This is a genomic window from Aggregatibacter sp. oral taxon 513, from assembly GCF_018128305.1.
Taxonomy (GTDB): Bacteria; Pseudomonadota; Gammaproteobacteria; order Enterobacterales; family Pasteurellaceae; genus Aggregatibacter; species Aggregatibacter segnis_A.
Genome location: NZ_CP072381.1, coordinates 513,659 through 526,371, shown reverse-complemented (window position 1 = coordinate 526,371; position 12,713 = coordinate 513,659). Strand labels below are relative to the sequence as shown.

Annotated in this window: 13 protein-coding genes and 1 tRNA gene; 10 read left to right on the top strand and 4 right to left on the bottom strand. The window is 41.4% G+C overall.

Annotated features, from left to right (window positions below; genetic code table 11):
* Positions 1 to 54 precede the first annotated feature (54 nt).
* From J5A60_RS02695 to nhaA, 10 genes are all read left to right on the top strand, one after another.
* Positions 55 to 972 carry an NAD(+) kinase gene (locus J5A60_RS02695; RefSeq protein WP_212510494.1) on the top strand — a complete coding sequence of 306 codons (918 nt, stop codon included), beginning with the start codon at positions 55 to 57 and terminating at the stop codon, positions 970 to 972.
* A 74-nt stretch (positions 973 to 1,046) separates the two neighbouring features.
* Complete coding sequence (recN, locus tag J5A60_RS02690; protein ID WP_212510493.1) at positions 1,047 to 2,723, top strand: DNA repair protein RecN; 1,677 nt, start codon at positions 1,047 to 1,049, stop codon at positions 2,721 to 2,723.
* Between the two features lie 156 nt (positions 2,724 to 2,879).
* Positions 2,880 to 3,638: a beta-methylgalactoside transporter gene (locus J5A60_RS02685; RefSeq protein ID WP_212510492.1), complete on the top strand. Its 759-nt coding sequence runs from the start codon at positions 2,880 to 2,882 to the stop codon at positions 3,636 to 3,638.
* 7 nt (positions 3,639 to 3,645) lie between these two features.
* On the top strand, positions 3,646 to 4,197 hold the full coding sequence (locus J5A60_RS02680; protein ID WP_212510491.1) for a septation protein A: 552 nt from the start codon (positions 3,646 to 3,648) through the stop codon (positions 4,195 to 4,197).
* A 3-nt stretch (positions 4,198 to 4,200) separates the two neighbouring features.
* Positions 4,201 to 4,662 (top strand): acyl-CoA thioester hydrolase YciA, encoded by a 462-nt coding sequence (yciA, locus tag J5A60_RS02675; RefSeq protein WP_021616162.1) that lies wholly within the window; start codon positions 4,201 to 4,203, stop codon positions 4,660 to 4,662.
* Between the two features lie 19 nt (positions 4,663 to 4,681).
* Positions 4,682 to 4,978, top strand: a complete 297-nt coding sequence (locus J5A60_RS02670; protein ID WP_212510490.1) for a YciI family protein — start codon at positions 4,682 to 4,684, stop codon at positions 4,976 to 4,978.
* Between the two features lie 94 nt (positions 4,979 to 5,072).
* Positions 5,073 to 7,310, top strand: coding sequence for a transglycosylase SLT domain-containing protein (locus tag J5A60_RS02665; RefSeq protein WP_212510489.1), 2,238 nt, complete (start codon positions 5,073 to 5,075; stop codon positions 7,308 to 7,310).
* Positions 7,311 to 7,342: 32 nt separating this feature from the next.
* The gene (trpR, locus tag J5A60_RS02660) at positions 7,343 to 7,651 is read left to right on the top strand and encodes a trp operon repressor (protein WP_212510488.1); all 309 of its coding nucleotides are present in this window, start codon (positions 7,343 to 7,345) and stop codon (positions 7,649 to 7,651) included.
* Positions 7,629 to 8,402, top strand: a complete 774-nt coding sequence (gene mtgA / locus J5A60_RS02655; protein ID WP_212510487.1) for a monofunctional biosynthetic peptidoglycan transglycosylase — start codon at positions 7,629 to 7,631, stop codon at positions 8,400 to 8,402. Before trpR ends, mtgA begins: the two co-directional genes overlap by 23 nt.
* A gap of 175 nt (positions 8,403 to 8,577) precedes the next feature.
* The gene (gene nhaA, locus J5A60_RS02650; protein WP_006717385.1) at positions 8,578 to 9,744 is read left to right on the top strand and encodes a Na+/H+ antiporter NhaA; all 1,167 of its coding nucleotides are present in this window, start codon (positions 8,578 to 8,580) and stop codon (positions 9,742 to 9,744) included.
* Between the two features lie 51 nt (positions 9,745 to 9,795).
* On the opposite strand, the gene J5A60_RS02645 is transcribed toward nhaA, so the two are convergent.
* The 4 genes from J5A60_RS02645 to J5A60_RS02630 form a co-directional block, all read right to left on the bottom strand.
* Positions 9,796 to 10,011: an excalibur calcium-binding domain-containing protein gene (locus J5A60_RS02645; protein WP_111296584.1), complete on the bottom strand. Its 216-nt coding sequence runs from the start codon at positions 10,009 to 10,011 to the stop codon at positions 9,796 to 9,798.
* 155 nt (positions 10,012 to 10,166) lie between these two features.
* Positions 10,167 to 10,252, bottom strand: a tRNA-Leu gene (locus J5A60_RS02640).
* 15 nt (positions 10,253 to 10,267) lie between these two features.
* The gene (gene secG, locus J5A60_RS02635) at positions 10,268 to 10,618 is read right to left on the bottom strand and encodes a preprotein translocase subunit SecG (protein WP_006717383.1); all 351 of its coding nucleotides are present in this window, start codon (positions 10,616 to 10,618) and stop codon (positions 10,268 to 10,270) included.
* A gap of 161 nt (positions 10,619 to 10,779) precedes the next feature.
* Complete coding sequence (locus J5A60_RS02630) at positions 10,780 to 12,702, bottom strand: DNA topoisomerase III (protein ID WP_212510486.1); 1,923 nt, start codon at positions 12,700 to 12,702, stop codon at positions 10,780 to 10,782.
* Positions 12,703 to 12,713 lie beyond the last annotated feature (11 nt).

The window sequence follows — 12,713 nt, the reverse complement described above, 5'->3', positions numbered from 1 at the left end:
TTCTGTTGTAATATAATGCCCAATTCATTGAATTCAAGTTAGTGTAAAAACAATATGGACACGTTAAATTCGGCAAAACCGCAAACGTTGCATACCTCGTTTCAAACCATTGCATTAGTTGGTAAACCGAGAAATGATATCAACCTACAAATGCATAAAAACCTGTTTTTTTGGCTAATTGAACGCGGTTATCACGTGTTGGTTGAGCAAGACATCGGTAAAAAAATTGACCTTCCGCCAAAACATTTAGCTAGCCTAGAGGAAATCGGCCAATCCGCCCAACTTGCCATTGTGATTGGTGGCGATGGCAATATGTTGGGGCGTGCCCGCATTTTAGCCGAATATCATATTCCGCTTATTGGCATCAACCGTGGCAATTTAGGTTTTTTAACGGACATTGACCCCAAAAACGCCTATTCCCAATTACAAGCTTGCTTGGAAAACGGCGAGTTTTTTGTGGAAGAGCGCTTCCTCTTGAAAGCCTGCGTGGAACGCGACAATGAAATCATTGTCAGTAGTATTGCCGTCAACGAGGCGGTGATTCACCCGGCAAAAATTGCGCATATGATTGATTTTCATGTGCATATCAACGATCAATTTGCGTTTTCACAACGTTCCGATGGTTTAATTATTTCAACGCCTACCGGTTCAACCGCCTATTCTCTTTCCGCCGGTGGCCCGATTTTAACCCCGCAATTAAATGCCATCGCATTGGTGCCGATGTTCCCGCACACCCTGTCTTCACGCCCGCTCGTAGTGGATGGCAACAGCAAAATTTCTATTCGCTTTGCGGAATACAACACCTCTCAATTAGAGTTAGGTTGTGACAGTCAAGTTGCCCTCCAATTCGGACCTGATGATATTATCCACATTCAAAAATGTGACTATCCTCTCCGTTTACTGCACCTCAAAAGCTACAATTATTACAAAGTATTAAGCTCCAAATTAGGTTGGCTACGTAACTTTTCTTAAAGATTAACAAACCCTCTTTACTGTATATTAAAACAGTAATATACTGATAAACATACAGTAAAGAGGATTTGCTTATGTTGACCCAACTCACTATTAATAATTTTGCTATCGTTCGTCAGTTAAATATTGAATTATTACAAGGAATGTCCGTCATCACCGGGGAAACCGGCGCGGGAAAATCCATTGCCATTGATGCACTAGGTGTTTGTCTCGGACAACGAACAGAAGCCTCCATGTTACGGGAGGGTCAAGAACGCGCCGATATTTGCGCGACGTTTCATCTAAACAGTAACAACCCGGCTTTCCAATTTCTACAAGAAAACGAATTGCAGGATCCTGACAATCCTGAAGACTGCATTTTACGCCGCATTATTAATCATGACGGACGCTCTAAAGCATTCATTAATGGCATTCCTGTGTCGGCCGCCCAATTAAAAGAGATCGGGCAACATCTCATTCAAATTAATGGGCAACACGCCTCGCAACGTTTACTGAAAAACGACTACCAACTGCAGTTAGTCGATAATTTCTGTCAACATACCGCACTTTTACAACAAATGAGCCTTGATTATCAAACATGGCGCAATTTGCAACATCAAGTCAAAACCTTCCAACAAAAATGCGCGGAAAACGAAGCGAGAAAACAGCTTTTACAATATCAAGTAAGTGAACTGGATGAGTTTAATTTAAAAGAAAATGAATACGAGGAATTAGAAGCGGATCATCTTCGTCTCTCCAACAGTGAAGAACTAACGCAGCTTTCCCAATCAGTTTTGCAATTATTAAGTGAAAATGAAACGGTCAGCGTAGATTCGCTACTTTATCGCGCTGTGCAACATTTAAGTGAACTCTGCGAGTTAGATAATCGTTATACTAATGTGCAAAATCTATTAAATGAAGCATTGATTCAAGTGCAAGAAGCCACCAATGAAATTCAGTCGTTAAGCAGCAATATTGAGCAAGATCCAACGTTATTGGCAGACATTGAACAACGCCTAGGACAAACTGTGCAATTAGCGCGCAAGCACAATGTAAAACCACAAGATTTAGTGGCATTACACCGTCGTCTCAAAGCGGAATTGAATGAATTGGAAGATTTTTCCGGCAGTGAAGAAATGCTCATTCAACAAGAGCAAGCAGCTCACGAAAAAATGCTTGCCACCGCGACCGCACTTCATCAAAGCCGTCAATTGGGTGCACAAAAGCTGGCACAGCAAGTAACCAAATCCATCAAACAATTAGCGATGGAACACGCAGAATTCTTTATTGAATTGCATAGTGACTATGACAAGATAAGTGCAAATGGCGCAGATAATGCGATTTTTACCCTACAAAGTAACTTAGGCCAAAGCGCTCAACCACTCGCTAAAATTGCTTCCGGCGGTGAGCTTTCCCGCATTGCCTTAGCCATTCAGGTACAAGGATCTAACCAAACCGCCATCCCAACATTAATTTTTGATGAAATTGATGTCGGTATTAGCGGTGCCACTGCAAATGTGGTCGGTAAATTATTAAGAAAACTCAGCGAAAAATGCCAAGTCATTTGTGTTACTCACTTGCCGCAAGTCGCCTGCCACGGAACACATCATTTTTCTGTTGAGAAATCGACCGTCGATCAAAAAACGGAAACAAAAATGACCGCACTTTCTCCTCAGCAACGCGTCAAGGCATTAGCCAAATTATTAGGCGGAAGCAAAATTACGGATGCCGTCTTAGCCAATGCACAAGAAATGCTAGATGCTGCAGCATAAGTGAAGAAGACAAAAAAATTGGGCGAAAATAACGCCCAATTTTTATATGGAAAAAACAATAAAATCGTTTTGATACAAATTTCTTTTTTTTATGTTTTTATCCTGAAAGGCCAGTATAATTAGGCTCTTTCTTTCACTCTTAATTAAGTAAATGAAATGCCAATAAACTTTACCCAAATCATTAAAGATAGCTTTCATTTCATGCAAAATGAAAAGCGAAATATTATCGTCTTGTGCGCACTTTACTTTTTTGCCGACATCATCATGGTGTTGTTGCAATCAGCGATGTTGCCAAATGAAATCGTTGTTTCTCTGTCAAACAACCAAATTTCTTCCGCTATCTCAGAAGAACAAGGCATCAATTTGGTGACATTCTTTTTTCTTAAACAGTTTATTTATATTTTTATCAGTGCATGGTGTTTAGTCACCATTCATCAAATTAGTTTGCGACAGTTCAATACCGTTCTGCAGAGTTTCGCCTCAACATTGAAGCGTATTTGGGGCGCCCTTTTACTAAGCTTCTTGATTTTTACCCCAATTCTTGTGGGACTTACAGAAGCCATGATCGCCATTCAACAAAAAGTACAGCCTTCTATTATTTCGTTATTTGCGATTATTATCGGTATCGGCTTATATATTCGTCTTTGTTTGGCGCCGGTGCATTATTTATTAACTGATGCCGGCATAAGTACTTCCGCTAAAATTACTTGGCGCGCTGCGATGGGACGTGTTTCATCCTTATTTATCTTCAGCTTACTGATTTATGTTCTTGTGCCTTTGGCTGAAAGTTTTCTGATCAGTTTTTCAAGCAATGCCATCATGGCTGTCATTACCGGTATCATTGCGGCATTAATCAACGTGTTTGCATTGGTTGTCACTTACCGTTTTTATACGTTATTCATTGCAAAGGCATAACATCAATATGAAACAATTACTTGAGTTTATTCCCTTAGTTCTTTTCTTTGCAGTATATAAATTAGTTGGGATTCGTGAAGCGGCAATGACATTGGTCATTGCCACCATCGTGCAATTTATTATTTTGAAAGTGAAATACGGCAAAGTTGAAACGCAACAAAAAATTGTTGCGGGTGCTGTTATTTTCTTTGGTACGTTAACCGCCTATTTTAACGATCTTGAATTTTTAAAATGGAAAGTCACGATTATTTATGCGGTTTTTGCGCTGGTTTTGCTTATTGCTCAATTTGGTTTCAAAAAAATGTTGATTAAACAACTCCTTGGAAAAGAAATCCAATTGCCGGAACATGTTTGGAAAAACCTAAATCTAGGTTGGAGCGGCTTTTTTATTTTATGTATGTTAATCAACATTTATATCAGCCAATATTTATCCGATGATATTTGGGTCGATTTTAAATCCTTCGGCATCATCGGCATGACCTTTGCCGCCACGCTCATTACCGGAATTTATATTTATCGCTATTTACCTCAAACACAACAAGAAAAAAACAAGGAATAATCAATGTCACCTCAATTAATTGATAGCAAAACCGGACAACAATCTCACGGCACCCTTCTGCTCAGAACGTTAGCGATGCCCTCAAACACCAACGCTAACGGTGATATTTTTGGTGGTTGGATTATGTCTCAAATGGACATTGGCGGTGCTATCTTAGCAAAAGAAATCGCTCATGGACGCGTTGTGACTGTCGCCGTTGAAAGCATGAATTTCATTCAACCGGTTTCTGTTGGAGATGTAGTTTGTTGCTATGGACAATGTTTACACGTTGGACGTAGCTCAATTAAAATCAAAGTGGAAGTGTGGGTTAAAAAAGTTGCAAGCGAACCTATCGGTGAACGCTATTGCGTGACAGAAGCGCAATTTACATTTGTTGCTGTCGATCAGGAAGGCAAACCTCGTGCTATTCCACGCGAAAATAATCACGAATTAGATGCCGCTTTGGCACACATGAAAACGCCATAAACTAAAAAGAGGACTCAAAATGTACTACGTCATTTTTGCTCAAGACAAACCGAACACGTTGGCTCAACGCTTAGCAGTGCGTGAACAACACCTTGCTCGTTTGAAACAACTCCAAGCGGAAGAGCGTTTATTAACCGCAGGCCCAAACCCAGCTATTGATGATGAAAATCCGGGTGAGGCCGGTTTCACCGGTTCGACCGTCATTGCCAAGTTTGATAGCTTGCAAGCAGCAAAAGACTGGGCAGCTCAAGATCCTTATGTAGAAGCCGGCGTGTATGGCGATGTCATCATTAAGCCGTTTAAAAAAGTATTTTAATTTTCAAACGGTCATCACGGAAACATGTTGAACTAATGATAACAAAGGCGGATCTAAGTATCCGCCTTTGATTTATGACTAATGGAAAATAGCCATGCGATACTTGCAACGAACCTCAATTTCTCTGTTAATTTTAACCGCACTTTCTTTCTCTGCCTTGGCAGCAAAAACCGAAAGCGCCGTACCCCACGAAATCAATTTAGCGCAAGAACAAGCAAAGTGGGCACAACAGCAACATGATTCGGAATTGCTTTTGATTAAGCAACGTTCAACGTTCCTTCAATTGGAAAATCTGCTTAAAAGTGCGGTGAAAAATAACAACGTTTCTGATAATGCTGAGTTATATCTTAACCTCATTGAGTCTTTAAAAGGCTATCCATTGCAAATGGATGCGACAACCACCTACATTGATGCCCGCATTAAAAGCGTTAGTAAAGATACGCTACCTGAAGAGGTAAAGGCATTAAAACACGAAATCGAACAAGTTATCACGCAAAATCCTACGCATTTTTTACGTAATCGATGGGAACAAGGCATTTTCACACTATTAATAAATGCTGATGATACGGAAGGATTAGTCCATTATGCACAACGTGTTAAGCCAAGTTCCTTGGAGATGCAAATAGCCGTATTAAATGCCGAACTTCAGCTTGAACGCACAAAAAACGAAACAAATAAAAAACAAAACTCCAACAGCGACTCAAACATTATTTCCCGCTATGAACAACTTTGGTTAGCCAACAGCAAACTTCCTAATGACGCGCAACTCTGGGCAAAATGGTATTCCGATGGCAAACGGACACAAGATAAAATCTACCAAAAAGCCGAGGAACTCTTTGCCCAAAATGATGCGAACGGGATGGCGTTGCTATCATCGGAATTAAATAAAATTGATAGTGCGAAAGAAGACGAAATGGTTTTGGCAAATTTAAAACGCTTTGAATCCCTATTAAAAAATCCGGCAACCCTGCCTGAATTGGCCGATAGACTACCACTCATTGAAGAAAATAATAAAATCGTCACAAAATTTGCAGTGGTGCAGACCTTTCCGCGTTATTTACGCACTCTATCGGAAACAATGAAAGAGCCTAACTTTGCCCCCTATCAACAATGGGCAAAAAATTGGCAATTAACAGATGCGCAAATTCGTGAGTGGGAAATTGCTTTTCTTGGTCGTTTTTTTGACAATGAAAGCCCGAATTTCCAACAATGGCGGGATGCAGAAATTCTCAAATTAAAAGCAGATAACCTTACCGAACGCCGTTTGCGTATGGCCATTTGGCAAAAGACCGATTTAACCCCATGGCTCAACGCACTTTCAGAAGAAGGTCAGCAAAAACAGGAATGGCGTTATTGGCAAGCCAAAACAATAGCAAAACGCGATAGCAAAAAAACAAAAGAAATATTGACCGCACTTTCTGACGAACGCGGTTTTTATCCAATGTTGGCAGCCGCCAAATTACATCCGAAAACCCGTGGCAACGGTTATGATTTCGGCCAACCAGAATTACTTATTGCCCCGAGTATCTCCGATCCTTATTGGGCTGATGAATTCAAAAAAGTAAAACCGGCATTGGAAGAAATTGCCGAACTACGTCAACTCGAAAGATTTGGCCCGGCTAAACAGCGTTGGCGTTTCTTGTTGGAAAATCTGTCCGGTGATGCCAAAAAAGAGAAACAAATGGCGCTTAGTCAATATGCCAACCAACAAAACTGGTTTGATTTAGGTGTGGATGGCTCCATTATTGCTAAAGCGTTTGATTACATTCAGTTGCGCTTACCAATTGCTTATAGCGATTATTATGATATTGCACTCAAAAGCCGCTCGGCGTTAAGCAAAACCAAACCGCAAGCCGCGCTAAATACCAATGTCAGTAAAAGTTTCGCCATGGCGATTTCTCGTCAGGAAAGCGCGTGGAACCCACAAGCACAATCTTCCGCCAATGCACGCGGATTAATGCAATTGCTACCAAGTACTGCCAAAGCAACAGCAGACAATGCCAAATTGCCTTATGCAGGCGAGGCGGACTTATTTAAGCCGCTCAATAATATTTTGTTAGGCACGGCACATTTAGCGGAGCTAAACGCCAAATATCCGAATAATCGCATTTTGATTGCTTCCGCTTATAATGCAGGTGCTCATCGTGTGGAAAAATGGTTGGCGCGTGCCAATGGCAAGTTGGAAATGGATGAATTTGTGGCATCTATTCCGTTCTATGAAACCCGTGGTTATGTTCAAAATGTGCTAACTTACGATTTTTACTATCAAATATTGCAAGAAAAAGAAGAACCACAAACCTTTAGCAAAGAAGAATTTGATCGGCTATACTAGCCAGACTAGTTTAATAGTATAGGATTGTTGATATGTATATTAGTCGCGATTTAGAACAATGGAATGCCTTCCTCAATATGTTGCAAACCGCTTTTGAACAAGGTAAGGCTCAAGAAGTATTAACCTTATTGCTTACCCCTGATGAGCGTGATGCATTAGGGCTTCGCCTACAAATCATCGCTCAACTACTCAATAAAGAGCTGCCTCAGCGTGAAATTCAACAAAATCTGAATACCAGTGCGGCAACCATCACTCGGGGATCTAATATGTTAAAAACCATGGATCCTGTTTTTATTGATTGGATAAAAACGCAACTCAATGCGCAAGAAAAAAACCATTAAATTTCCATTCAAACTAAGTAACCTGCGCAATCTATCCTTGCGCAGATTACCGCTTTTCAGGAAATTTCCCACTCAAAGTGCGGTACGTTTTTTATATCGTTTTTTACTTGCTACTTTAGTAGTCACCTTTGCCTTTCGTTTTATTCCCATTCCTTATTCAAGTTATATGCTGGAACAAAAAGTATCTCATATTTTGTCCGGTGATTTTACTTATCAAACACGCTACGATTGGGTGAGCTTAGAGGATATTTCTTGGCAAATGCAACTGGCGGTGATTGCGGCTGAAGATCAGAATTTCCCCGAACACTACGGCTTTGATTTCACCGCAATTAAACGGGCTTTTCTGCATAATCAAAAAAGCAATCGAATCCGTGGTGCCTCCACCATTTCTCAACAAACTACCAAAAATCTCTATTTATGGCATGGACAAAGTTGGTTACGCAAAGCAATCGAAGTGCCGGCAACCTTAATGTTAGAAACCTTGTGGTCCAAAAAGCGTATTCTCGAAGTGTATTTAAACATCGCGGAATTTGGCGAAGGCATTTATGGCGTAGAGGCTGCCAGCCGTTTTTACTTCAAAAAACCGGCCAAAAATTTATCGCAAAATGAAGCCGCACTTTTAGCCGCCACGCTGCCCAATCCGCTCATTTATAAAGCCAATGCCCCGAGTGCTTATACCAAGCGCAGACAGCTTTGGATTCAACGTCAAATGGAACAATTGGGTAAATCATACTTAGAAACGCTCAATTAGTTCCGATTTATTTCAAAATCAAAAATAAATAAATTACTCAAAAAACCTTAATTAAATACTTTTTGATTAATAAATTCGCCATTTTCTTGAAAAAAATATCAAATTAAGGTAACTTCCTTAATCCTTATCTATATTTTATTTTTAAATTATTTATCTATTTTGGGGAGTATTCACATTGATTAGGCGTATTCAAACATTTTTCCAATCAGAAGCAGCAGGCGGCATACTATTATTACTTTTTGCCTCAATGGCTATCCTGCTTGCCAACACCTCTTTTAATCAACATTACTTCGGTTTCCTCGATACACCGGTCAGCGTTCAATTCGGTGCTTTCAGCATTGCTAAACCTTTATTAATGTGGGTCAACGACGGCTTTATGGCAGTCTTTTTCGTTTTGGTTGGTATGGAAGTCAAGCGTGAAATGTTGGAAGGTTCACTATCAAGCTATCAACAAGCGATTTTCCCTGCTATTGCGGCAATTGGTGGGATGGTGGTACCGGCATTAATCTATTTTATGGTTGCCCAAGGTACACCGGAAATCTATTCCGGCTGGGCAATTCCTATGGCCACAGATATTGCCTTTGCCATTGGGATCGTTGCTCTTTTAGGTAAGCGCGTCCCTTTACCACTCAAAGTATTTTTATTGGCACTTGCCATTATTGACGACCTTGGTGCTATTATCGTCATTGCGATCTTCTACTCACATGAACTCAGTACCCCGGCACTGATTATCGCTGTGGTAACCATCAGTATTTTAGTCACCATGAATCGCTTTAAAGTCAGCGCTCTTTGCGCTTATATGGTCGTCGGCTTGATTTTATGGGCATCCGTATTAAAATCCGGCGTACACGCGACTCTCGCTGGCGTCATTATTGGTTTTTGCATTCCAATGGAAGGTCGTAACGGTTCAAGCCCATTACACCAATTTGAACATATTCTGGCGCCTTGGTGCTCTTATTTAATTCTACCGTTATTTGCTTTTTCTAACGCGGGAGTTCCTTTAGAAAACGTGGGCTTATCCAGCCTTAATTCGCCTCTTACTCTTGGTATCGCACTCGGATTAATCGTTGGAAAACCATTAGGCGTATTTCTATTTAGTTACCTATCGGTCAAATTACGTCTTGCCCAGTTACCACAAGGGGTTAATTTCGCTCAAATTTTTGCTATTGCAATACTCTGCGGCATCGGTTTTACCATGTCGATGTTCCTAGCAGGTCTTGCTTTCGGTGAAGCGGCATATAACAGCTTTGATACGCTATCTCGATTAGGGATTTTATTGGGATCAGGTGTGTCCGCTGTTGTTGGCTATGTTTTATTAAGAAAAACAACCGCTCAAGCTTAAGCGGCAAAAAGAAAGCCTTGCTAATCAGCAAGGCTTTTTTATATCGATGAACTATCTGCGACAAACATTTTCACAAGGAATCCCATCATTATCCCGATCAAGACGCCCCTCACCACAGACATTAAAGTGGTATTTCGCTTCAGCACAAGAACGCATTTCTTTGCAATACTTCCGCTCATCACAACTGAACTCCTCATGATGATTTGATTTCGCAACGGCAAACTGTACCAGACCAAGTGCAACAAAAATGAAAAATATCTTCTGCATAATAAATTCCTTTATTAGGATTTTAAGATGAAATCAGAATACAGACTCAATTAAAATCAGTGACTGCAAGCACAATTATAGGTAAATCACTTCAGAAAGGAAATTTTAGAAAAGGAGAAAAAAGAAAACCTAGCATTTCTGCTAGGTTCTGTTTTTGGTGCTCTGAGCGAGACTTGAACTCGCACGACCTACGGTCACTACCCCCTCAAGATAGCGTGTCTACCAATTCCACCACCAGAGCTTAATTTGATAAATTTTATTGTTGAGGAATATCGCTATTTTTTGTGTCTAACACAGCAGGTGCTTTTTGCTGTTGTTGCTGAATTTGTTCAGCAGTTCCGGATAAGTCATCAAATGCGCCCTGTTTTGCATTGTTTTTGTGCGAATTGATGTTACCGATAACGATACTAATAACAAAGAAAATAATCGCTAAAACAGCTGTTGTTCTAGAAAGGAAGTTACCTGCACCGGCAGAACCAAAAACGGTACCGGATGCGCCACCACCGAAAGATGCACCGGCATCCGCACCTTTACCTTGTTGTAACAGGATAAAAGCGATAAGGGCAATGGAAACGACCAAATAAATGATTAACAACGCTGAGTACATTTTATCTTCTCTGATTTAGCAAATTCTAATGAAAAATAACGGCGCAGATATTAGCGGATATCTCGGCGCTCCGCAAGTTGTTTTATGTATTTTTACGCTGTTTGGTGCAAATTCGATCAGTAAAAAAACATTTTGAAAAACGACCGCACTTTTAGGCCTCATTAACTTTTCTTTGCCCTCGGTACGGTCTTGTTCACACCTGGATTATGCCGACTCAACTCGCGTAAAGCGGAAAAATTAATGTAGTGCAATAATTCAGGCAAAAGCTGGGTGAGGTTTTGCATGAATTGCTGATAACTTGCTTGTTTACGGCTAATGCCATCAAGCTGTGACTCCCAATGTGCCGTCATGTCAGGCTGCGTTGCCATATCTGGTAAGGCGTTAATTAAAATTCGTCCCGCCTCGGTGCTGTGAATATTACGGCCTTTTTTATAGAGAAAACCACGCTTAAACAATAATTCAATAATTCCTGCACGCGTCGCTTCCGTGCCTAACCCATCGGTTTCACGCAAAATTTTTTTCAATTCTTTGTCTTGCACGAAACGAGCAATGCCTGTCATTGCAGAAAGCAAGGTCGCATCTGTAAAAGGTTTTGGCGGTTGCGTTTTTTTACTGATAATTTCACCCTTTTCGCAATGCAACATTTGCCCTTTTTTGACGACCGGCAGCAGCGTATCTTGCTGTTCATCGTCGCTGTCTTCTTTACCCCAAAGCTGTTTCCAACCGGCAATTTGCAAATTACGCGCCTGCGCGATAAAAGTTCCTCCGGCAATATTCAAGGTGATTTTACATTTACGGTATTCTGCATCCGGGCAGAACTGCATGAGGTATTGTCGAGCAATCAGAAAATAAATATTTTGTTCCGCCGGAGTCAAACTCACCGGGCGGTTCTTTGCCGTCGGGATGATGGCATGGTGCGCTTCGACTTTTTTATCATTCCAACAACGATTTTTTTGTTCAGGATCAATAATTTCCGGCAAAGGTTGAAATTGCGTTAAATGGGTAGAAATAGCATTCATCACCGCCATGCGATCCGTAAAATGTTCTTTTGGCAAATAACGACAATCAGAACGTGGGTAAGTGATCAATTTATGGGTTTCATACAAACGTTGACAGGTATCCAGCACTTCCTGTGCGGACATCCCGAACCGCTTGGCAGCATCAATTTGCAACGCTGACAAGGAATAGGGCAACGGTGCTGTTTCTTTTTCCTGTTTATCCGAATAATCCGTCACTTCCGCCGGTTGGTCGGTAATGCGCTTCACCACATTTTCTGCCAGTGCATGAGATAATACGCGCCCATCCTCGTCCAGATAATCTTCACAGGCTTTGCTCGGCTGCCACAACGCAGAAAAAAGTGCGGTCGATTTCTTCGGTGTTTTTTCCTCTTTTGGGTCACGCAACCAAGCCAACACCTCAAAGAAATCCTTTGGTTGGAAATGTTCAATTTCCAAATCACGGCGTACGATAAGGCCAAGTACGGGCGTTTGTACCCGCCCAACGGAAAGCACGCCGTTATAACCAGCCTGTCTGCCTCGAATGGTATAAGCCCGTGTCATGTTAATGCCATAGAGCCAATCGGCGCGCGCACGTGCCAACGCGGAGGTGGCAAGTGGCACAAAATCACGATTCGGTTGCAATTTTTTGATGGCTTTTTCTACCGCACTTGGGTTCAAGTCGCTGATTAAACAACGCTGAATCGCATTGCGCTTTTCTGCTGGTAAATTGAGATAACTGAATACTTCGTCCACCAGCAACTGCCCTTCACGATCCGGGTCACCTGCGTTAACGAGGATGTCCGCTTGTTGCACCAACTTTTCAACGGTTTTTAGCTGTTTATAGGTTTCTTTTTTCGGGATCAACTGCCACTTTTGCGGCACGATAGGCAAATCCTCTAAGCGCCATTGTTTGAAACGCGCATCATAGGCATCGGGTTCTACCTGTTCCAGCAAATGCCCCACGCACCATGTTACGCAATCATTATCGCCACATTTGATAAAGCCATCACCACGTTGGTGCGGTTTCGGCAAAACATCCGCAATCGCACGCCCAAGGCTCGGTTTTTCTGCTATAAAAAGTCGCATAAACAAGAAAA

Coding starts and splice junctions, on each gene's coding strand:
- J5A60_RS02695 (WP_212510494.1), top strand. CDS start 55: ATGGACACGTTAAATTCGGCAAAACCGCAAACGTTGCATACCTCGTTT.
- recN (WP_212510493.1), top strand. CDS start 1,047: ATGTTGACCCAACTCACTATTAATAATTTTGCTATCGTTCGTCAGTTA.
- J5A60_RS02685 (WP_212510492.1), top strand. CDS start 2,880: ATGCCAATAAACTTTACCCAAATCATTAAAGATAGCTTTCATTTCATG.
- J5A60_RS02680 (WP_212510491.1), top strand. CDS start 3,646: ATGAAACAATTACTTGAGTTTATTCCCTTAGTTCTTTTCTTTGCAGTA.
- yciA (WP_021616162.1), top strand. CDS start 4,201: ATGTCACCTCAATTAATTGATAGCAAAACCGGACAACAATCTCACGGC.
- J5A60_RS02670 (WP_212510490.1), top strand. CDS start 4,682: ATGTACTACGTCATTTTTGCTCAAGACAAACCGAACACGTTGGCTCAA.
- J5A60_RS02665 (WP_212510489.1), top strand. CDS start 5,073: ATGCGATACTTGCAACGAACCTCAATTTCTCTGTTAATTTTAACCGCA.
- trpR (WP_212510488.1), top strand. CDS start 7,343: ATGTATATTAGTCGCGATTTAGAACAATGGAATGCCTTCCTCAATATG.
- mtgA (WP_212510487.1), top strand. CDS start 7,629: ATGCGCAAGAAAAAAACCATTAAATTTCCATTCAAACTAAGTAACCTG.
- J5A60_RS02645 (WP_111296584.1), bottom strand. CDS start 10,011: ATGCAGAAGATATTTTTCATTTTTGTTGCACTTGGTCTGGTACAGTTT.
- secG (WP_006717383.1), bottom strand. CDS start 10,618: ATGTACTCAGCGTTGTTAATCATTTATTTGGTCGTTTCCATTGCCCTT.
- J5A60_RS02630 (WP_212510486.1), bottom strand. CDS start 12,702: ATGCGACTTTTTATAGCAGAAAAACCGAGCCTTGGGCGTGCGATTGCG.